The organism is Mesorhizobium sp. C395A (assembly GCF_030323205.1).
Classification (GTDB): domain Bacteria; phylum Pseudomonadota; class Alphaproteobacteria; order Rhizobiales; family Rhizobiaceae; genus Mesorhizobium.
Genome location: NZ_CP100473.1, coordinates 2,186,219 through 2,206,969 on the forward strand (window position 1 = coordinate 2,186,219; position 20,751 = coordinate 2,206,969).

The 20,751-nt window shown below is 61.9% G+C and carries 21 protein-coding genes and 1 tRNA gene; 15 read left to right on the forward strand and 7 right to left on the reverse strand.

Annotated features, from left to right (window positions below):
• Positions 1–84: 84 nt before the first annotated feature.
• The 3 genes from phaC (at position 85) to NLY37_RS10885 (ending at position 3,801) form a co-directional block, all read left to right on the forward strand.
• Positions 85–1,920, forward strand: a complete 1,836-nt coding sequence (gene phaC, locus NLY37_RS10875) for a class I poly(R)-hydroxyalkanoic acid synthase (RefSeq protein ID WP_023741485.1) — start codon at positions 85–87, stop codon at positions 1,918–1,920.
• A 360-nt stretch (positions 1,921–2,280) separates the two neighbouring features.
• On the forward strand, positions 2,281–3,402 hold the full coding sequence (locus NLY37_RS10880; RefSeq protein ID WP_245261149.1) for a D-Ala-D-Ala carboxypeptidase family metallohydrolase: 1,122 nt from the start codon (positions 2,281–2,283) through the stop codon (positions 3,400–3,402).
• Between the two features lie 324 nt (positions 3,403–3,726).
• A tRNA-Glu gene (locus tag NLY37_RS10885) sits at positions 3,727–3,801 on the forward strand.
• Positions 3,802–3,946: 145 nt separating this feature from the next.
• On the opposite strand, the gene NLY37_RS10890 is transcribed toward NLY37_RS10885, so the two are convergent.
• The 3 genes from NLY37_RS10890 to NLY37_RS10900 form a co-directional block, all read right to left on the reverse strand.
• Positions 3,947–4,615, reverse strand: coding sequence for a DUF2161 domain-containing phosphodiesterase (locus tag NLY37_RS10890; RefSeq protein ID WP_023705981.1), 669 nt, complete (start codon positions 4,613–4,615; stop codon positions 3,947–3,949).
• 332 nt (positions 4,616–4,947) lie between these two features.
• Complete coding sequence (locus NLY37_RS10895) at positions 4,948–5,223, reverse strand: DUF6074 family protein (protein ID WP_023681621.1); 276 nt, start codon at positions 5,221–5,223, stop codon at positions 4,948–4,950.
• A gap of 146 nt (positions 5,224–5,369) precedes the next feature.
• Positions 5,370–5,666 (reverse strand): DUF982 domain-containing protein, encoded by a 297-nt coding sequence (locus tag NLY37_RS10900; protein WP_023688240.1) that lies wholly within the window; start codon positions 5,664–5,666, stop codon positions 5,370–5,372.
• Between the two features lie 279 nt (positions 5,667–5,945).
• Here NLY37_RS10900 and map point away from each other — a divergent pair, with 279 nt between their 5' ends.
• The 4 genes from map to NLY37_RS10920 all read left to right on the forward strand — a co-directional run bounded on the left by map (position 5,946) and on the right by NLY37_RS10920 (position 9,040).
• Positions 5,946–6,779: a type I methionyl aminopeptidase gene (map, locus tag NLY37_RS10905; RefSeq protein WP_023681623.1), complete on the forward strand. Its 834-nt coding sequence runs from the start codon at positions 5,946–5,948 to the stop codon at positions 6,777–6,779.
• Positions 6,780–6,892: 113 nt separating this feature from the next.
• Positions 6,893–7,660, forward strand: coding sequence for a RadC family protein (gene radC, locus NLY37_RS10910; RefSeq protein WP_023741486.1), 768 nt, complete (start codon positions 6,893–6,895; stop codon positions 7,658–7,660).
• Between the two features lie 189 nt (positions 7,661–7,849).
• Positions 7,850–8,248, forward strand: coding sequence for a RidA family protein (locus NLY37_RS10915; RefSeq protein ID WP_023705984.1), 399 nt, complete (start codon positions 7,850–7,852; stop codon positions 8,246–8,248).
• A gap of 171 nt (positions 8,249–8,419) precedes the next feature.
• Positions 8,420–9,040, forward strand: coding sequence for an isochorismatase family protein (locus NLY37_RS10920; RefSeq protein WP_023705985.1), 621 nt, complete (start codon positions 8,420–8,422; stop codon positions 9,038–9,040).
• 25 nt (positions 9,041–9,065) lie between these two features.
• Here the strand turns inward: NLY37_RS10920 and NLY37_RS10925 are convergent, their stop codons facing one another.
• The gene (locus NLY37_RS10925) at positions 9,066–9,980 is read right to left on the reverse strand and encodes a LysR family transcriptional regulator (RefSeq protein WP_023667658.1); all 915 of its coding nucleotides are present in this window, start codon (positions 9,978–9,980) and stop codon (positions 9,066–9,068) included.
• A gap of 160 nt (positions 9,981–10,140) precedes the next feature.
• Here NLY37_RS10925 and NLY37_RS10930 point away from each other — a divergent pair, with 160 nt between their 5' ends.
• The 7 genes from NLY37_RS10930 (at position 10,141) to NLY37_RS10960 (ending at position 16,589) form a co-directional block, all read left to right on the forward strand.
• Positions 10,141–10,782 (forward strand): glutathione S-transferase family protein, encoded by a 642-nt coding sequence (locus tag NLY37_RS10930; RefSeq protein ID WP_031246092.1) that lies wholly within the window; start codon positions 10,141–10,143, stop codon positions 10,780–10,782.
• Positions 10,783–10,914: 132 nt separating this feature from the next.
• On the forward strand, positions 10,915–11,841 hold the full coding sequence (locus NLY37_RS10935) for a DMT family transporter (protein WP_023705987.1): 927 nt from the start codon (positions 10,915–10,917) through the stop codon (positions 11,839–11,841).
• A 226-nt stretch (positions 11,842–12,067) separates the two neighbouring features.
• Positions 12,068–12,952 carry a cytochrome c oxidase subunit II gene (locus NLY37_RS10940; protein WP_023667661.1) on the forward strand — a complete coding sequence of 295 codons (885 nt, stop codon included), beginning with the start codon at positions 12,068–12,070 and terminating at the stop codon, positions 12,950–12,952.
• Positions 12,953–12,974: 22 nt separating this feature from the next.
• Positions 12,975–14,744 carry a cytochrome c oxidase subunit I gene (gene ctaD, locus NLY37_RS10945; protein WP_023741488.1) on the forward strand — a complete coding sequence of 590 codons (1,770 nt, stop codon included), beginning with the start codon at positions 12,975–12,977 and terminating at the stop codon, positions 14,742–14,744.
• The gene (locus tag NLY37_RS10950; protein WP_023741489.1) at positions 14,741–15,445 is read left to right on the forward strand and encodes a cytochrome c oxidase subunit 3; all 705 of its coding nucleotides are present in this window, start codon (positions 14,741–14,743) and stop codon (positions 15,443–15,445) included. Before ctaD ends, NLY37_RS10950 begins: the two co-directional genes overlap by 4 nt.
• A 13-nt stretch (positions 15,446–15,458) precedes the next feature.
• Positions 15,459–16,181 carry a heme-copper oxidase subunit III family protein gene (locus NLY37_RS10955; RefSeq protein ID WP_023667664.1) on the forward strand — a complete coding sequence of 241 codons (723 nt, stop codon included), beginning with the start codon at positions 15,459–15,461 and terminating at the stop codon, positions 16,179–16,181.
• Positions 16,182–16,190: 9 nt separating this feature from the next.
• The gene (locus NLY37_RS10960) at positions 16,191–16,589 is read left to right on the forward strand and encodes a cytochrome C oxidase subunit IV family protein (protein ID WP_023741490.1); all 399 of its coding nucleotides are present in this window, start codon (positions 16,191–16,193) and stop codon (positions 16,587–16,589) included.
• A 62-nt stretch (positions 16,590–16,651) separates the two neighbouring features.
• On the opposite strand, the gene NLY37_RS10965 is transcribed toward NLY37_RS10960, so the two are convergent.
• The 3 genes from NLY37_RS10965 to NLY37_RS10975 all read right to left on the reverse strand — a co-directional run bounded on the left by NLY37_RS10965 (position 16,652) and on the right by NLY37_RS10975 (position 19,118).
• Positions 16,652–17,473: a DUF2189 domain-containing protein gene (locus NLY37_RS10965; RefSeq protein ID WP_023741491.1), complete on the reverse strand. Its 822-nt coding sequence runs from the start codon at positions 17,471–17,473 to the stop codon at positions 16,652–16,654.
• A 179-nt stretch (positions 17,474–17,652) separates the two neighbouring features.
• Positions 17,653–18,585, reverse strand: a complete 933-nt coding sequence (locus tag NLY37_RS10970; protein ID WP_023741492.1) for a heme o synthase — start codon at positions 18,583–18,585, stop codon at positions 17,653–17,655.
• 152 nt (positions 18,586–18,737) lie between these two features.
• On the reverse strand, positions 18,738–19,118 hold the full coding sequence (locus NLY37_RS10975) for a c-type cytochrome (protein ID WP_023667668.1): 381 nt from the start codon (positions 19,116–19,118) through the stop codon (positions 18,738–18,740).
• A gap of 271 nt (positions 19,119–19,389) precedes the next feature.
• Here NLY37_RS10975 and NLY37_RS10980 point away from each other — a divergent pair.
• A protein-coding gene (locus NLY37_RS10980) for an IS3 family transposase (RefSeq protein ID WP_502882107.1) occupies positions 19,390–20,729 on the forward strand; the annotation gives its coding sequence in 2 pieces (ribosomal slippage) (positions 19,390–19,866 and positions 19,869–20,729; 1,338 coding nt in all).
• Positions 20,730–20,751 lie beyond the last annotated feature (22 nt).

A 20,751-nucleotide genomic window follows, 5' to 3' on the forward strand; every position in this document is an offset into this window, starting at 1 on the left:
CAGCCGGGGTACAGCGCATTGGACCCGGTCAGATGTCCCATGATAATATGTCAAGAAAACGCCTCGGGAGGAACCCCGCGAGCCATGTCCAAAACACCTGATTCGAGCAAAGCGGAAGATGATCAATCTTCGACCGTCGAGCAATATCTGGTGAAAGACCCGGAACGCTTTGCGTTGAACATGGCGCGCATGGTCGAGCAGGCCGGCAAAGCCGCCTCCGCCTGGGCCGAGCCGCGCGAAAAGGGCGAGGTGCGCGATCATGTCGCCGAACCCGTGGTCGACATGGTCAAAACCTTTTCCAAGCTCAGCGAATATTGGCTGGCCGACCCGCAACGCGCGCTGGAAGCGCAGACGCGGCTGTTCGCCGGCTACATGACGGTCTGGGGCAACGCCATCCAGAAGGTTAGCCCGAATGCCGAGGCGCCCGAAGATGCGGTCAAGCCCGAGCGCGGCGACAAGCGTTTTCAAGACCCCGAATGGGGTCGCAACGCTTTCTTCGATTTCCTCAAACAGGCCTATCTCGTCACCTCGCGCTGGGCGGCCGACCTGGTCGAGCACGCCGAAGGCCTCGACGACCACACCCGCCACAAGGCGAGCTTCTACGTCAAGCAGGTGTCCAATGCCATCTCGCCGTCGAACTTCATCCTGACCAATCCGGAGCTGTTTCGAGAAACCGTCGCCTCGAATGGCGAAAACCTGGTGCGCGGCATGAAGATGCTGGCCGAAGACATCGCCGCCGGCAAGGGCGACCTGAAGCTGAGACAAGCTGACTATTCGCCCTTCGAGATCGGCAAGAACGTCGCGACATCTCCCGGCAAGGTGGTCGGCCGCAGCGATGTCGCCGAAATCATCCAGTACGATCCGACGACGGAGACGGTGCTCAAGCGCCCGCTGCTGATCTGCCCGCCCTGGATCAACAAGTTCTACATCCTCGATCTCAACCCGCAAAAGTCCTTCATCCGCTGGGCGATCGAGCAAGGCCATACCGTGTTCGTCATCTCCTGGATCAATCCCGACGAGCGGCACGGCGCCAAGGGCTGGGAAGCTTACATACGGGAAGGCCTGCAATACGGCCTCGACATGATCGAGAAGGCGACCGGCGAGAAAGAGGTCAACGCCATCGGCTATTGCGTCGGCGGCACGCTGCTGGCGGCCGCACTCGCACTGCTGGCACAGGAAGGCGACAACCGCATCAAATCGGCGACCTTCTTCACCACGCAGGTCGACTTCACCCATGCCGGCGACCTGAAAGTCTTCGTCGACGAGGACCAGGTGGCAGCGGTCGAGAAATCGATGAACGAAAAGGGCTACCTCGACGGCACCAAGATGGCGACCGCCTTCAACATGCTGCGCTCGGGCGACCTGATCTGGCCGTATGTCATCAACAATTACATGCGCGGGAAGGATCCCCTGCCCTTCGACCTGCTCTACTGGAACGCCGATTCCACCCGCATGGCGGCTGCAAACCACTCCTTCTACCTGCGCAACTGTTATCTCGAGAACAATCTGACGCGTGGCGTGATGGAACTCGCCGGCCGCACTGTGTCGCTGGCCGACGTCACCATCCCGGTTTACAACCTGGCGTCGAAGGAAGATCACATCGCGCCGGCCCTTTCGGTGTTTCTCGGCTCGCAATATTTCGGCGGCGACGTCGAGTTTGTGATGGCTGGTTCCGGCCACATTGCCGGTGTCGTCAACCCGCCGGCAGCCAAGAAATACCAGTACTGGACCGGCGGCAAACCGACGGGCGATTTTGACCAGTGGCTCGCCTCGGCGGTGGAGCATCCCGGCTCCTGGTGGACGCACTGGCAGCACTGGATCGAAACCCAGGACGACACCCTCGTTCCGGCCCGCAAACCGGGCAAGCATATGAAAACCCTGGGTGATGCCCCCGGCACCTATGTGAAGGTGCGCGTGTAAGGGCCGGCACCTTTTGCAGGTGCCTGTGTGTAACGGAATGTAATGTCTGGTGAGTTGACGGGCCGGCAAAACGGGGCGAAATGGTGTCGTCAACCTTCAAGAAGCCTCAATTGGCCTCCAACGAGCAAATAATTCAGAGGCTTGCAGAATTGACACAAGTCTCGTTTCCGGTTTGGGAACACAAGGTTATTGGATGTGAACGTTTCGACGCCGCACCAATAGCAGGCCGACCGGACACCGAGGGGGAATTTAGTTTTGAAATCAGTAGGATCGCGTCTCGCGGGGAGAGAAGGTCGCACTATAGCGGCAGCGCTTTTCTCCGTGCTTCTGGCGTCCTGCACCTCCGCTGGCGACCCCACAATGTCCGTCGGCATGCCTGGCTACAACGCGACCGCTTCTGACATCTCCGCGGCTTCCGGCGCCAGCCCTGCGGCGCCGGGCGATTCGACCGTGCAGGTCACATCCACCGGGCCGCAGATGATGATGACGGCAGCGGGCGATGCGACACTGCCCGAGCAGGTCGCCTATGTGCCGGTGGCCAAGCCCGGCACCGGCTTCCCGGTCAATGTTCCCGCCGGCTCCGAAACCATTGTCGGCCAGACGCCGCAGTCGCTGCAGCAGTCAGCACAGACCGCGGCCGCAACGGACGCCGTGGCGCAGAAGATCGCCGCCGCCGATGCCGGCGTGACCGCACCGAAAGCGACGGCAGCGGCACCCGCGACCAACGAGGTCTACGTGACCGCCGCGCCCCAGCAGATCGACACGCCGAAGAAGGGCTTCCTGGCCTCACTGTTCAGCACCACGCCAGCCTCCGCGGCACCTGCTCCGCTGGTCAACTCGCGCTCGGGCGAACAGCCTGCGGTTGCTTCCCAGAAGGCCGTCCCGGCAAAGCCGATCATCACGCTAGCGTCAGCCAATTCCGCCGACAAGCCCTTGCAGCTTGCCTCGCTTGGCAACGAGAGCAACCACATCACCGGCAGCGATGCCTTGCCCGGCGTGCGCCAGACGGCGCTGTTCGAGATCAAGCGCAAATCCGGCCTCGACGACGAAAGCGACGTCGACCTGAACGAGGACGAGGGTTCGGGCGGCGCCTATCAGGTGGCCTCCGCCGCCGGCCTCGCCCGGCTGGCGCCCAATGGCCTGTTGAAGCAAAACGAGAGCGTCGACGTCGCCTGCCTGAAGCCGTCGCTGGTGCGTGTGCTGAAGACCATCGAAGGCCATTACGGCCGCAAGATGATGGTCACATCAGGCTACCGCGACCCGGCCCGCAACCGGCGCGCCAACGGCGCCAAGAATTCGCTGCACATGTATTGCGCCGCCGCCGACATCCAGGTTCCCGGCGTCTCCAAATGGGAACTGGCGAGCTACATCCGAACCATGCCCGGCCGCGGCGGCGTCGGCACCTACTGCCATACCGAATCCGTTCACGTCGACGTCGGCCCCGAGCGCGACTGGAATTGGCGCTGCCGCCGGCGGGGGTAGCATCCCCATTCGGCAAACGGGCCGAGGGGCTGTTAGCAGCCCGCCGTTTTTTCCGATTACCTATCAGCGACGTTCGAGATTAGCCGAGGCACCCGCGACTTCGTCATCCTATGGCGAAGCAAGGAGCGCAGCGACGCAGCGCAGACGCGAGGATGACGACTGCGCGGCGCGTTCGTCCAAAGATGTGCAACGACGCGAGGCCAGAAAACCTGCGCTGGCTCACCAAACTGGCCGTTTTCGCCCCTCTTGAAAAAAGTTTCCGCATCTGGCGGCTGATGGGTTGCCGGTTGGCAACAACGCAATTATAAGCCGCTTCGTCTGAGCGCGCCCATCGTCTAGCGGTTAGGACACCGCCCTTTCACGGCGGTAACAGGGGTTCGATTCCCCTTGGGCGTACCAGATCTTTCAGGAAAACAAGAAGCCTCGCGGCAGCCGCCGAACTAGCAGCGGCTGGAACGGTGGCGCGGCGAATCGGTTGAAACGGCGAACAGCGGCTGCCGTGCCGAGGTTTCCCTCGGCGCCTGCTCGCGGCAATCTCCGGCACTCACCCTTGGTCGTGCGCTACCTGCGGCCAGCGCTGTAACGCCGCGTGGCCACCCTCGGTCAGCGCGTAGACGCCGCGCTCGGCCCTGGCGAACCAGCCATAGACATTGTCCAAGAGGATGCTGGGCGCGCGTGGCGAAATCGCTTTCAGATCGCGCGGGCGTTTCGGCCCGTCGGTCATGGCTGCGGCGCAGGCCAGCGCATCCTGCCGGTAGGCGGTCATGATCGGCGCGCGCGAACCGCCGCCGACCACCGGATCGCCGCGCCGGCGCCGGTGTTCCTCCATCAGCCGGGAGCGGCGCTTCGGATCGCGGCGCGGCGGCAGAGCCGCCGGGCTGAGCAGCAATTCGACCTCCCCCTTGCCGCTGACAGCCAGAAGCCCGAAGCCGAGCCGCCGGCACAGCGCGCGAAAACGGCGGTCGTGCTCGCGGCCCTTGCCACGCGCCGACATGCGCGCCGCCAGCCACACTTCGTCGCATGCCGCGGCGCGATCGACACCTTGCAGCACCAGTTCGAGGTTGAACTGCAATTTCAGTTCGCAGATGACCAGCACAGGCGGCTCGCCGTCGCGCACCGCCACGATATCGCAGTGGCCGACTTCGCCCTTGACCGTGAACTCCAGGCTCTCGAGAAACCGCTTCACCGGGATGTAGAGAGACGTTTCCTGCATCGCGCAGGCATAGCCGATTCGGATCGGGTCGGCACAGGGATGGCCGAGAGGCCGACGCCTTGCGCTAAACCGCGTCGATCCCACCATCTGCAAAAGCCATCCGTCAGGCAGGTCTCCGGCATGATAGTCCCGCCATAGCGCTCGACGATTTCCTTGGCGATGACCGACGTCGCCAGGGCCGAGCGCGACCAGTATTTCATCGCCTGTCTCGCGTTCAACAAGGCGCTCGCCGTGGCTGGGACGGCACAATCGACAGCGTAGGACCCGAGATCCGTCGACGCCAAGACCGGTCCACGGTTGGCCACACAATGATGAGCGCGTGTGTTTTGAGGCTAGGGGCGGGTGCGCGTCCGGCGCTGCCCCGGTGCGGCATCGTCCGCCTTGAAATGCATCTCGTCCTGGACCGCGGCAAAAAACCGACGGACATCGTTGGCCGCCGAAGCCGCATCGCAGCCGGCCGCGACCGCCTTGTCGAGGAGTTCGCGCGCCGTGGCCTTCCAGAACGACGTGGCCGTGTCGCCGTGCAGTCTGCCCAGCCTTGCGGCGACCTCGCGCACCAGCACGGTCTGCCGATCTAGCGGGAAGGTACGCACATTGGCTGAGGACATGTTCTGCACCATGAAACCGACGCAACGAATCAGACGCTGCTCTATCGCTCATGCCTAGCTGTGAAGTCGGAAACGGAACCTTAACGCCGCGGAGTCCGCGCCGATTGGAACGAGTCGGTTGGCCGGCCTCCAGGCCAAGCAGAACTCTAGACCCTCAGGCCCCTCGCCTCGCCGGCGCGCTTGGCCGTAACCATCATGTCCCTGGCCAGCAGGCCACTGACCCGGCAAAACGCCATGAAGGCGCGCCATGCGTCCTCAGTCCTGACCACATCCACCGTGGCGCCGAAACAGGCATTGAACGCCGCTTCATAGACCTTGCCCTGTCGCTTCTTTGGCCAGTCATGCAGGATATCCAGCGCCTGTTCGACGCTGTATATTTCCTCTACCGGCAGCCCGGGCGCGGGCGCGATGCGCACCGGCACCTCGAATTGCAATCTGTCCATTCTATATCTCCCGAACTGGCGTCGACCACAGCAACGCCGTTCGTCGTCAAAAGTTGCTTTGGCTGCTTTTGCGCGAAAATGTGTCGTCAGTGCGATCTCGGCATTCGGAGGAGATCGCGCACCTGGATGTCATCTGAGCGGCCGCGCAAGCCAGGAATATCGCCAGTATCAGTCCATTGCCGGCAGTTCTTCCTTGAACCTTGCGGCTTGCAGTGCCAAATCTGGGGAAATTTTCTAACGGGCTGATATGCGCCGCCCGCTTACAGGCAAACGGACACTATGGTCACCTATCTCGACGCCGCCACGGCACCCCTCAGGAACACCGGCCAGATCCGCCTCTACGGCGAAGAAGGATTTGCCGGCATGCGCAAGGCCTGCGATCTCACCGCGCGCTGCCTTGATGAACTGGTGCCGATGGTCCAGCCGGGTGTCACCACCGAGACCATCGACCGTTTCGTCTTCGAATTCGGCATGGACCAAGGCGCGCTACCGGCGACGCTCAACTACCGCGGCTACACCAAATCGTCCTGCACCTCGATCAATCACGTCGTCTGCCACGGCATTCCAGACAACAAGCCGTTGAAGGATGGCGACATCGTCAACATCGACGTCACCTACATCCTCGACGGCTGGCACGGCGATTCCTCGCGCATGTATCCCGTCGGCACCATCAAGCGCGCCGCCGAACGCCTGCTCGAAGTCACCCACGAGTGCCTGATGCGCGGCATCGCGGCGGTCCGGCCTGGCGCCCGCACCGGCGCCATCGGCGCCGCCATCCAGACCTATGCCGAGGCCGAGCGCTGCTCGGTGGTGCGCGATTTCTGCGGCCACGGCGTTGGCCAGCTGTTCCACGACGCACCCAACATCCTGCACTATGGCACCGCCTCGGAAGGCGTCGAGATGCGGCCGGGCATGATCTTCACCATCGAGCCCATGATCAATCTTGGCCGGCCGCATGTGAAAGTGCTGTCGGACGGCTGGACGGCGGTGACGCGCGACCGCTCGCTGTCGGCGCAGTACGAACACACGATCGGCGTCACCGAAACTGGCTGCGAGATTTTCACCCTGTCGCCAAACAAGCTCGACCGCCCCGGCCTGCCGCCGGTCAGCTGAAAACAAGATCGCCTCAAGCCGCAGCTTTGAGGCGCCGTCGCCGAAAAAACTCGACCGCGCGCTGCTTACCGCTCTAATCTGCCGTCGAAGCCTTCGGGGAGTGTGGGGGATGGATGGGGAACAGCGGTGACGACGAACGGGGGTTCTTCTCCGAGCGGTGGCTTGAACCACCGGCGAAGGACAAGGCACCAAGAGACAAATCGACGGAGAAGCCACACTATCACGGCCATCGCGACCGATTGCGCGAGCGCTTCGTTGCCGGCGGCGCGGACGCCCTGCCCGACTACGAACTTCTCGAACTGCTGCTGTTTCGCCTGATCCCGCGCGTCGACACCAAGCCGATCGCCAAGGCGCTTTTGGCGCGCTTCGACACTTTTGGCGAAGTGCTTGGCGCACCGGTGGCGCTGCTGCAGGAGGTGAAGGGCATCGGCCCCGCCGTGGCGGTCGACCTGAAGGTGATTGCCGCTGCCGCGCAGCGCATGGCGCGGACCGAGGTTCGCGACCGCGAGGTGCTGTCCAACTGGACGCAGCTTCTTGCGTACTGCCGCTCGGCGATGGCGTTCGAGAACCGCGAACATTTCCGCATCCTGTTCCTCGACAAGAAGAACGTGCTGATCGCCGACGAGGTACAGCAGGTCGGCACCGTGGACCACACGCCGGTCTATCCGCGCGAAGTGATCAAGCGCGCGCTGGAACTGTCGGCCAGCGCCGTCATCCTGGTGCATAACCACCCTTCCGGCGATCCGACACCATCGCGTGCGGACATCGAAATGACCAAGCAGATCATCGACAGCGCCAAGCCGCTCGGCATCGCCGTCCACGACCACATCATCATCGGCAAGAAAGGCAACGCCTCGATGAAGGGCCTGCTGCTGATCTGAGCCTGATGGGCGCCGGTGCCGTCATCCCAAACGCCACCGCTCGCGAGCCAATCAGCAACATTCCGGCTTGGCTCAAACGCCCACGCTTGCGGTGTCGAAGTGATATTGCGACGGAAGCGCCCGCTTCGGCGACAATGTGGTAGACCCGCGAATGCGAAGCAGCCACAGCCATTGCAGGAGATCTATTCAATGACGCTCGAATGCATAAATCCAAATGATCTGCCGATTCCGGAAATGTACTCCCAGGTCGTCGTTGCGACAGGAAGCAAGCTGGTGTTCGTCTCGGGCCAGCAGCCAGAAGACATACACGGCAAGCTCGTTGGCCACGGTGATTTCGCAGTCCAGGCGCGCCTGACGTTCGGAAATCTTGGCCGAGCGCTTGCTGCCGCCGGCGCTCGGCCCGAGCAAGTCTGCAAGATCACGATCTACATCGTCGATTACAAACGCGACGAACACGTGCCCATCATCGAAGCGGCCCAGATCGAGCTGTTCGGCGATCACAAACCAGCAAACGTGGTGGTCGGGATAGCAGTGATGTCTCCCGGCTACCTGATAGAGATCGATGCGATCGCGGTCATCGACCCGTAGGCCAAGCGAGGACGCGTCAAGTCGCGAAACCAATCCCGGAACTCGCTGCGAGATCGCCACGACCTTGATCTCTCCATCCATCCACGATCACATCGTCATCGGCAGGAATTGCGATGTCTCGATTAAGAGCCTGCTGCTCACCTGATCAACGTCGGAAACAGGAAACACGCAATGCCCCAGCCCGGCGACGAACCATGGCCGTTCGACAAGCAACGCGCAGCCCTCCTGGTCATCGACATGCAAAGCGACTTCGTCGATGAGGGCGCCGTCATGGAAGTGGCCATGGCCCGCCATCGCATTCCGGCGATGCGGCAGGTGGTCGAGCTTTGCCGCGCGCAAGGCGTCCCGGTGATCTACACCCAGCATGTGCTCAGCGACCATTTCGATATCTCGCCGCTGGAAACCAGCTACCAGCCGAAGCTGAAAACCAAAGGAATGCGGGAAGGCAGCGCCGGCGCCGAAATCGTCGCCGCGCTTGCGCCCCTGCCCGGCGATGTCGTCATCAAGAAGCACCGCTACGACGCCTTCCACAACACGCAGATCGAGACGGTGTTGCGCAACATCCGTGGCGCAGGCCGGGTCGACACGGTGATCATCATCGGCACCGTGACCAGCATCTGCTGCGAATCCACCGCGCGGAGCGCCTTCATGCGCGACTACAAGGTGGCTTTCATCAGCGACGCCAATGGCGGACTGGACGAGCCATCGCACAATGCAACCCTCGACATCATAGGCAAGGTGTTCGGGCGCGTGATGACCGTCGCAGAGCTTGGGAGCTTGTTGCGGAGCTGAGCCCGCGCGTCAGCTGGCGTGCGTCTCAAGCTCCGGCGCCGAGCCTGCCCTCAAGAAGGTCGCGCCGCTGCTGCAATTCGCCGGAGACGAATTTGGTGAAGGCGTGGACGCGCGCCGTGCGGCGCAAATCGTCGTGCACCAGCACCCACAGCGCCGAGCCAATCTCCTCGATCAGCCCTCCGACCCTTACAAGCCCGGGCAGGCTGTCGCCGAGATAACAGGGCAGCGCCGCAACCCCGATACCGGCGCCCGCCGCATGCGACATCGTCACCAGGGAATCGGCGCGCATGGCGATCTCGACATCGGGCAGCGACGACCGCATCCAGCGGGCGACGCCGGTGTTGGCTAGGCTGTCGTCGGGCGCGATCCAGCGCAGCGCACCCAATCTCGGCTCCGGGGGTAGCGTTTCGGCGTAGGAACGTGTCGCGTAGGCGGCGAAGGCGACGCCCGAAATGCGCCGGCCGACCAGGATTTCCTGCGGTTGCGACACCGGCCTGATCGCCACGTCTGCATCCCTTTGCGTCAGGTTGGCGATGGAATTCTGCGTCATCGCCTCGACCCGTATGCCGGGATGGAGCTTATGAAACGCCGCCAGGATCGGCGGCAGCACCGACGCCATCAGCGTGTCGGTGGTGGTGACCCGCAACCTGCCTTCGAACCTGAGATCCTGCCCCGACAGTTTGCGCGCCAGTTCATTGACCGTCTCGGCCATTGTGCGTGCCGCGCCCAGCAGTTCCTCGCCGCCCGCGGTGAGGGCATAGCCAGTCGGCAGCCGATCGAAAAGGCGGATACCCAGCCGCGCCTCGAAGGCGTTGACGCGCCGCAGCACAGTCGTGTGGTTCACGCCCAGGATCCGAGCCGCCGCCGCCAGCGAAGCGCCATCGGCGACGGCCAGCACCATGCGCAGATCTTCCCAGTCGATATCGCGTGAGCTGTGCATTCTTGCAGAAAGATAAAAGAAAGCGCTGCGCTCTGCGAGCCAAAATGACGCTTCGCTGTGCAAAAACGCAGAGCAAGCGGGCGAATCGGCATGTCGATCTGCGCATGCACGCACGCCATATGGAGTCCGACGACAAAAGAAACAGTCGCGGAGAAGAGCCATGACGCCGATAGAACTCTACACCTGCCAGACACCCAACGGGCACAAGGCCTCGATCATGCTGGAAGAGGTCTGCCTGCCCTACTCGGTCCGCTTGGTCGACATCGAAAGGGGCGACCAGACCAAGCCTGATTTCCTGGCGCTCAATCCCAACAACAAGATCCCGGTGATCGTCGACCGGGACGCCGGCCGCACGGTCTTCGAATCCGGCGCCATCCTACACTACCTGGCGCGACGGTCGGGCAAGCTTCAGCCGGTGGGCGCGCAGGAGGCGGACGATACGCTGACCTGGACCTTGTTCCAGGCGGCCCATGTCGGCCCGACGCTTGGCCAATTGTGGAATTACAAAATCTTCGCGCCGGCAAAAATCCCTTACGTGATCGAGTGTTTTGAGCGCGAAACCGGACGTGTCTTCCGCGTTCTCGATAGCCGGCTAAAGCACCATGAGCACATTGTCGGCAAAAGCTACGGCATCGCCGATGTGATGACATGGCCATGGATCAACGCGGCCGTCAGCAAGCTCGGCCTCAGCCTCGATGACACACCAAACCTGGCGCGCTGGTATGCGGCCATCGGCCGCCGCTCCGCAGTTGTCAGAGGGATCGCTGTTCCCGCCCTGCCGGAAGCGTCAGCGACCGCTTAGATCATGATGAGATTTGGTTGAAATCTCATCATGACCTAACCCTTTGTTGGAGCATGATCTTTTCCAAAAACCGGCACCCACTTTTTGGGATCATGCCCTAGCCGCCGCACCCCGCATTCAAGGAATACGATCGTGGAAATCCTCTTCATCCCTCTGGCGCTTGTCGCCGGTGGCCTGCTCGCAGTGCAGGCTGGCGCCAACGCCCAACTTTCAAAGGCGGTCGGCTCACCCTTTGCCGCGACCACGCTTCAGCTCGCGGTCGGCGCCATCGTGCTGTTGTCGATCACGGCCCTCACCGGAACGACACCGGCTCTGCTTGCCGTTCGGCAAGCCGAATGGTGGCATGCGATCGGCGGCATGGCTTCGGCCTTCTACGTCGTTTCGACCATTCTTCTGTTCCCTCGCCTTGGCGCCGTCGTGTCCGTCGGGCTCTTCATCGCTGGGCAGATGCTTGCATCCTTCGCCCTCGACACGTTCGGCTGGCTCGGGATCCCCGAAGCCGGACTGCGAGCCGGGCCTGCCTTCGGCATGCTCGTCTTGCTTGCCGGGGCTGCCCTCATCGTTCTGGGACAGAAGGGCGCGGCCGACAATACCGCATCCTCAAGACCAGGGTGGATCGGACTGGCGCTGCTGGCAGGCGCCGTGCTTCCAGTGCAAGGCGCTGTAAACGCCTTGCTTCGGCACGACCTTGGCGGCGCGCCGTTTGCGGTCGGCACCATCTCGTTCCTGGTGGCGATGCTGGCCATGGCCGCGGTGCTTCTGATCGCGCTTGCCCTGACGAAGACGCCCCGCCCTCGCCTCGCCGGCCTGTCGTCGATGCCCTGGTGGGGCTGGCTCGGAGGTTTTGCCGGCGCCACCTATGTCACGACCGTGTTCACCGCCATCCCCGTCATCGGAGCGGCAGCTGCCGTCAGCCTGACGGTGGCCGGCCAGCAGGTCGCCGGCATCTTCGTCGACACCTTCGGCTGGTTCCGCCTGCCGCAGCGGCTTGTCTCCGGCATGCGGCTCGCCGGCGTCGTGCTGCTTTTGGCCGGCTGCATCATCATCAAGGCGCTTTGATCCCGCTGGAACAAGGCAAGCCGAATCAAACCAGCCCCTGCCCTCCCTGATTTGGGGTCAGGTGTCGCTCCGGCGTCACCAACGAAGCAAGGTCCGGGCGCCGCAGAAGCAATTTTTCGCTCCTTCCACAACCGGCTCTAGAATTTCGATCGCAAATCACGCATGATGCACTTGGTATTTTCCCGGGACGGCTTCGCGCCCCCTGAAATACCGGGAGGAACGGGACATGCCCATAGTGGTTGTACTCGTTTTGATCGTCGTGGGCTCGGTGTTGTTCCACTTCCTGAGCCCATGGTGGTGGACTCCGATTGCCTCGAATTGGGACTATATCGACAACACCATCATCATCACCTTTTGGATTACCGGCGTCGTCTTCGCCGCAGTCGTCCTATTCATGGCCTATTGCGTTTTCCGCTTCCGTCACCGCGAAGGCAACCAGGCGGCCTACGAACCGGAGAACAAGCGGCTCGAATGGTGGCTGACGATCGTCACCGGAGTGGGTGTTACCGCCATGCTGGTTCCCGGCCTGTTTGTCTGGAGCCGGTTCGTCAACGTTCCAAGCGACGCAACCGTGGTCGAAGTCGTCGGCCAGCAATGGCAGTGGAGCTTCCGCTTGCCCGGCAAGGACGGCAAACTCGGCACATCCGACACCCGCGACGTCACCGCTGAAAATCCGCTGGGCGTGATCGCCAAGGATCCCAGCGGCCAGGACGACGTCGTGGTCGAAGCGGCCGACCTGCATCTGCCGGTCGGCAAGCCGGTCAAGATGCTGCTGCGCTCGATCGATGTGTTGCACGATTTCTACGTTCCGGAATTCCGCGCCAAGATGGACATGATACCGGGCTCGGTCACCTATTTCTGGTTCACCCCCACCAAGACCGGGACCTTCCAGGTTCTGTGCGCCGAACTGTGCGGCCAGGGGCACCCGATGATGCATGGCATCGTCATGGTCGATACCGAGCAGGACTATGTGGCCTGGCTCGACCAGCAGCAGACGTTCGCGCAGTTGTCGGCGCCGCAGCAGACGGGCTCGGTGGAACAGGCGCCGGGCAACGCGACGGCGTCAGCTCTAGAAGTTGCGGCAAAACTCGAAACTGTCGGGTCCCGCTGAAGGGCACGGAGGTGCTCCGCCTATGGTCGATATCACGCCTGCAGATGCCGTCCCGCCCGCCGAAGTCGCGGAAATGGAGCTTTACCATCCGCACAGCTGGTGGACGAAGTATGTCTTCTCGCAGGACGCCAAGGTCATCGCCATCCAGTATTCGGCGACCGCAACGGCCATCGGCCTGGTCGCGCTGGTGCTGTCCTGGCTGATGCGGCTGCAGCTCGGCTTCCCCGGCACGTTCGATTTCATCACCCCCGAGGCCTACTACCAGTTCATCACCATGCACGGCATGATCATGGTGATCTACCTGCTCACGGCACTCTTCCTCGGCGGCTTCGGCAACTACCTGATCCCGCTGATGGTCGGCGCCCGCGACATGGTCTTTCCCTATGTCAACATGCTGAGCTACTGGATCTACCTCCTTGCCGTGCTGGTTCTGGTGTCGAGCTTCTTTGCGCCCGGCGGACCGACCGGCGCCGGCTGGACGCTCTATCCGCCGCAAGCCATCATGACCGGCACACCTGGCGGCCAGGAATGGGGCATCATCCTGATGCTCGTCTCGCTGATCCTGTTCATCATCGGCTTCACCATGGGCGGACTGAACTATGTCGTGACGGTGCTGCAGGCCCGCACGCGCGGCATGACGATGATGCGCCTGCCGCTGACCGTCTGGGGCATCTTCACCGCCACCATCATGGCGCTGCTCGCCTTTCCGGCGCTGTTCGTCGCCTGCGTGATGATGCTGCTTGACCGCGCGCTTGGAACCTCCTTCTTCATGCCCGCGGTTGTCGAGATGGGGGAACAGCTACAGCACAATGGCGGCAGCCCGATCCTGTTCCAGCATCTGTTCTGGTTCTTCGGCCACCCGGAAGTCTACATCGTGGCGCTGCCGGCCTTCGGCATCGTCTCCGATCTGATCAGCACGCATGCGCGCAAGAACATTTTTGGCTACCGGATGATGGTCTGGGCCATCGTTGGCATCGGCGCGCTGAGCTTCGTGGTCTGGGCGCACCACATGTATGTCAGCGGCATGCACCCCTATTTCGGCTTCTTCTTCGCCACCACGACACTGATCATCGCCATCCCGACGGCGATCAAGGTCTACAATTGGGTGCTGACGCTGTGGCGGGGCGACATCCATCTCACCATACCGATGCTGTTTGCCATGGCTTTCATCGTCACCTTCGTCAATGGCGGGTTGACCGGGCTGTTTCTCGGCAACGTCGTCGTCGACGTCCCGCTGTCGGACACGATGTTCGTCGTCGCTCACTTCCATATGGTCATGGGTGTTGCTCCGATCGTCGTCATCTTCGGCGCGATCTACCACTGGTACCCGAAGGTCACCGGCCGGATGCTGAACGAGACGCTCGGGCGGTTCCATTTCTGGGTCACATTCCTCGGCGCCTACCTGATCTTCTTTCCCATGCATTACATCGGCCTGATGGGCGTGCCGCGGCGCTATGCCGAACTGACCGACGTGACGGTCATGACGGAGTCGGCGCATCACCTCAACTCGTTCATCAGCATCATGGCGTTCGTCGTCGGCTTCGCCCAGATCGTGTTCCTGTTCAATCTTATCTGGAGCATCCGCCATGGGCGCGAGGCCGGTGGCAATCCATGGCGAGCCACGACACTCGAATGGCAAACACCGCAGACGCCACCGGCGCATGGCAATTTCGGCAAGGATCTGCCGATCGTCTATCGCTGGGCCTATGACTACAGCGTGCCGGGCGCCAAGGAGGATTTCATTCCGCAAAACATGCCGGGCACCTTCGGCCCCTCCAGGGAGCCGGCATGAGCGTCATCCTGGTCTTCCTGCTCGTGATCGCCGGCTTTGCCGGCTGGTGGCTCTCGCATCAGCGGCTGATGACGAAACCATGGCTCGAGCAAGGTGTGGCAGGAGATTTTGTCGCCTTCGACCGATTGAGCCTGCCCACCGCCAAGATCGGCCTCGGTGTCTTCCTCGCCGTCGTCGGCTGCCTGTTTGCGCTGTTCACCAGCGCCTACTTCATGCGTATGGCGCTGTCGGACTGGCAGCCGCTGCCCATCCCACGCCTGCTCTGGCTCAACACCGGCATGCTGGTGCTGAGCAGCATCGCGCTGCAATGCGCCTCGATCGCGGCGCGCAAGCGCCAGATGGACACGGTCAGGCTCGGCCTTGCTGCGGCTGGGCTCACCGCGATCGCCTTCCTCATCGGGCAGCTCATGGCATGGCGGGACCTGACCGCCGATGGCTATTTTCTGGCCTCCAATCCGGCCAACAGTTTTTTCTACCTGATAACCGGGATGCACGGCCTGCATATCGTGGGAGGGCTGGTGGGCCTGGGCAGGACAACCGCCGGCGCCTGGAACGGCGCACGGCCGGAACGGCTTCGCCTCAGCGTCGAATTATGCGCCATGTACTGGCATTTCCTGCTTTTCGTCTGGCTCGCCATCTTCGCTCTTTTAGCCGGCTGGGCCGCGACGTTCATCGATATTTGCCGGCAGTTGCTGACCTAGGAGGTCGAGGAGCATGGCAGAAACGACACTGACGCATACCGGCCAAACGGAGACGCGGCCCGCAGGCTGGCAAGGCATCGCCGCCGACTGGTCCTCGGATCAGCGCGCGTTCAAGAACGTGTCCTGGGGCAAGGCCATGATGTGGATCTTCCTGCTCAGCGACACCTTCATCTTCGGCTGCTTCCTGCTCTCCTACATGACCGCGCGCGTCTCCACACGTGTGCCGTGGCCCAATCCGAGCGAGGTCTTTGCGCTTCGCATCGGCGGTTCGGACATTCCACTGATCCTGATTGCCATCATGACCTTCGTGCTGATATCGAGCAGCGGAACGATGGCCATGGCGGTCAATTTCGGCTATCGCCGCGACCGCCGCAAAACCGCAATCCTCATGCTTCTGACGGCAGCGCTAGGAGCCACCTTCGTCGGCATGCAAGCCTTCGAATGGACCAAGTTGATCACCGAAGGGGTACGGCCGTGGGGCAATCCCTGGGGCGCGGCACAATTCGGTTCGACTTTCTTCATGATCACCGGCTTCCACGGCACGCATGTGACGATCGGCGTGATCTTCCTCATCATCGTGGCGCGAAAGGTCTGGCGTGGAGACTATGACGTCGGACGTCCCGGCTTCTTCACCAGCCGCAGGGGTCGCTACGAGAACGTCGAAATCATGGGGCTCTACTGGCATTTCGTCGACCTGGTCTGGGTCTTCATTTTCGCATTCTTCTATCTTTGGTGAGAGGCTGACATGGCTGAAGCAACCGCAAACGGCCTCGGGCAACACGCGCTGCACTCTGATCATGCGCATCAAGGGCCACCGACCGGCGTCGCGGAGGTTCATCAGGAACATCCGATCAAGCTCTATCTGGTGGTCTGGGCATGGCTGTTCATCCTCAGCGCCTGCTCCTACATGGTCGATTATCTCGGCATCCACGGCTATCTCAGATGGTCTCTGATCCTGATCTTCATGATCCTCAAGGCCGGGCTGATCGTCGCCGTGTTCATGCACATGGCCTGGGAGCGGCTGGCGCTGACCTATGCGATCATCCTGCCGCCGCTTCTGATATTGGTGTTCGTGGCGATGATGCTCTTCGAAGCGGACTACACGCTTCTCACCCGGTTGTCCTTCTTCGGACCGGGGCCCTGACGCACAGCTTCATCTCCGGTCAAAGACCGGAGATGAAGCTTCCCATCAGCTGATCTGCGGGGTCAGAGGCCGACCGTCCTCGCGGACGATGGCGGCTCCACAACCTTGCGGTAGACATGCCAGGTGGCGTGACCCAGGATCGGCAGCACGACCGCCAGCCCGGCAAACACCGGCAGCGAGCCGATGATCAAGGCGACGGCGACAATCAGTCCCCAGACAGCCATGGGGATCGGGTTCGCCAGCACAACTCGCACCGAGGTGTGGATGGCTTCGTAGGCGCCGACGTCGCGGTCGAGCAACAATGGGAAGGCGACGACCGTCGTGCACAACACCACCACGGCGAAGACGAAGCCGATGGCGTGCCCCAGGACAATCAGAGACCAGCCGCGTCCGGTGGCAAATATTTCATTGATGAAGCCCGAAATCGATGCAGGCGGAGCCGGGCCGAAGAGATATTCGTAGAACACCTGCGCCGCCAAAAGCCAGGCGATGAAGATTGCAACCAGCATGATCCCGACTGCGGCGATGGCTGGCAGGGCCGGAGAATTCCTGACCTCGAACGCGTGCGTCCAGGAGGTGTCGAGCCCGGCTTCTCGTCTGCGGCTGATCTCGTAAAGGCCGATCGCCGCGAATGGACCGATAAGCGCAAAGCCGGACACCAGCGGAAACAACATCGGCAACGCATTGGCACCCGAAGTCCAGGCAGCGAGCACCACGCCGACAAGCGGATAGATCAGGCAGAGAAAGACGATGTGCGACGGTTTGACCATAAAATCGTCAACACCGCGCTTGAGCGCATCGAAAAGATCGGAAACACTGATTTTTCGGATTTTGGTGTGTTCCAGCGTTTCGCTGGCGCCTGCAATCACGTGAAAACTTGTCATGCCCGTTCCTCCAGACCAGGTCCGGCAAGGTCGCGGTATCACGGTGCTGCCGTTCTGCATGACTGGCCACGCGAACCGCGACCTGCACCGCAATCAATATACTCCATTGACTGGAGCTTGTCGCCCGTTCTTACAAAAGGCTCCCGGAAGGCGAAGTTTCCGAACACAGCGTCATGCCGTCACCCTCCGGCTGACATGAACGCGCGCATCGCGATGGTATCGGCAAGCAGCACGGCAAAGATCGCGAAAAGATAGAAGATCGAATAGGCAAACAGCGCCTTGGCCGGCTTCATCTCCTTGTCGAGGATGACCAGGGCGTTCCAGGCATGCCAGATGAAACCCGCGCCCAATGCAGCCGAAACAATCCCATAGACCCCGCTCGTGAATCCGAGCGCCCAGGGCAGCACGCCGGTCGGTGCCAGGAGCAGTGAATAGGCGAAGATCTGCCTTCTGGTCGAGGCCTGGCCGGCCACGTTCGGCATCATCGGGATGCCGGCAGCGGCATAGTCGCCGGCCTTGAACAGTGCGAGCGCCCAGAAATGCGGCGGCGTCCACAGGAAAATGATCAGGAACAGGATGAGGCTTTCAATGCCGATGGCGCCGGTGGCCGCCGCCCAGCCGATCATCGGAGGAAGGGCACCCGCCGCGCCGCCGATGACGATGTTCTGCGGCGTCGAGCGCTTCAGCCACATCGTATAGATGACGACGTAGAAAAAGATGGTGAAGGCCAGCAGTGACGCGGCAAGCCAGCCCACCAGCACGCCGAGCGTCATGACCGAAAGTGCGGAAAGCACCAGGCCGAAGCCGAGCGCTTCGCCCGCCGTGACGCGGCCCGACGGAACCGGCCGCTTTGACGTGCGCGACATCAGCGCGTCGATGTCGGCGTCGTACCACATGTTGAGCGCGCCGGCCGCTCCCGCTCCAACCGCAATCGCACCTATGGCGATCACGGCGATGACCGGGTTCATCGCGCCGGGCGCCACCATCAGACCGACGAAGGCGGTAAAGACGGCAAGGGCCATGACCCGAGGCTTCAAGAGCGCAAAGAAATCACTGGCCGTCGCTTCCGAGAGGCGGACGCCGGTATCCTTGAGGCTTTCCTTGACCGACATTTGAGACGACCATCGATGGAAACCGGGCAGCCTAGAGCATTCCAGGAAAAGTGTATGCGGTTTTCCGTCCGGAATTGCGTAAGAACAAAGAGATCGAGCGGATCGCCGTTTCCGTGAAACGGTGAAACGCTCTGGCCGGCCGAAGAGCCAGGTTACGGGGAAAATTGCTTCAGATAGGCGATGACGTTGGCGACGTCCTCGTCCTTCTTGAGGCCGGGAAACGCCATCTTCGTCCCTTTGACCATTGCCTTGGGGTCGTGAAGATACGTCGTCAGTGTCGGCTCATCCCATTTGACGCCGGATGTGCCGGCCGCGATCATGGCTTCGGAATATTTAAAATCCGGATGCGTGCCGGCCGTCCGGCCGATAACGCCATGCAACGAAGGGCCTATCTTGTTGGTGTCTTGGTCTGCGACGTGGCAGACCTTGCATTTGGTGAAGACCTTCTCGCCCGCCGCAGCGTCCTGTGCCCGCGATGGATTGGCGATGAAAGTTGCAACGGAAACGACGGCGAAAAACGCAACCAAGCGCATGGCATTCCTCCCTGATCGTCAAATTTGCCTCAGACGGTCCGCACATGCCGGTAGCACCAGCATGCGCCCTGCACGGCAGAATAGATTCTCCGCTTCTCCCCAGATGGAATTGCGCCACCTGTGTACCACAGAATCTGGCCGGTAGGTAGAACAGGTCGACCGTACAAAGGTTCAGGTGGGCTGCGGTGGCTCAAGGCACATCCGCCACAACGAAAAAGGCCGCCTCGTGAACTGACCCCCGAAAGTTGGACACAACCTTCGGGGGTTTTGCATGTCCAAATACAGCGAGAGTTTCAAGCGCTCGGTTGTCGACATCTATTTAGGCGAGGATGAGGGCTACGCGAGCGCGGCGTCAATGCATGGCGTTGATGCGGCCACTGTTCGCAAGTGGGTTGCGTTGTACCAGGCCCATGGAGATGCCGGGCTATCTGCCAAGTACGATCGTTATGACGCGGCGTTCAGGCTGTCGGTGCTTGAGCGGATGTGGGAGGAAGGTCTGTCGTATCGGCAGACGGCTGCATTGTTCAATATCCGCAATGCCAGTTGCCTGACGGGCTGGGAGAAGCGCTATCATGCGGGCGGGATAGAGGCGCTCGGCCCACGTCCCAGAGGACGACCCATGTCAAAGCCGCCGTCCCCCGCAGTGCCTGTTGCAGCCAGTGACGAGGCCAAAAGCCGCGAAGAACTGCTGGCTGAGCTGAAGCATCTGCGGATGGAGAACGACTACCTAAAAAAACTGGAGGCCTTAACGCAGGGACATGCGCCCAAAAAGCGCAAGCCGTCCAGGCGTTAAGGCCGTTGCATTCGCTTGAGGGGCTGCTCGAGCTGGCGAAGCTTGCGCGCAGCACGTTCTATTACAGACAGAAAGCAGCGAAGCGCTCGGACCGCCATGCGGCGCTGAAGGCGGCGATCAAGGCCATCTTCGACAGCCACAAGGGTCGCTACGGCTATCGCCGGGTGACTGCGCAACTGCACCGGTTGGGCCGGCGCGTCAACCACAAGACCGTCCAGAGCCTGATGGCCGGGATGGGATTGAAGTCGCTGGTCAGGCCGAAGAAGTATCGCTCCTACAGGGGCGAGGCTGGGCGGACCGCTCCCGATCTGTTGCAGCGCAAGTTCGGCGCCGACCGGGCTAACCGCAAATGGGTGACCGACGTGACGGAGTTCAGCCTGGCCGGCGACAAGCTCTACCTGTCCCCGGTCATGGACCTCTACAATGGCGAGATCGTCGCGTTCGAGACGGCGCGGCGGCCACGCTTCAAACTGGTGGACAATATGCTGACCAAAGCCCTCGCCCGGCTTGGTGAGGACGAACGGCCGATCCTGCATTCCGATCAGGGATGGCAGTATCAAATGTCGGCATTCCAACGCAGGCTGGAAGCCAGAGGCCTTCAACAGAGCATGTCACGCAAAGGCAATTGCCTCGACAACGCCCCAATGGAGAGCTTCTTTGCCATCCTCAAATCCGAGCTCTTCCATCCCGGAACCTTCGACACCGTTCAAAGCCTGGACGACGCCATCACGGACTACATCGACTACTACAACCACCGCCGCATCAGGCTGGCCCCTGTGCAATACAGGAACCAGCCCTTAAACCTACCAGCTCAATGAACCGTCCAACTTTATGGGGTCA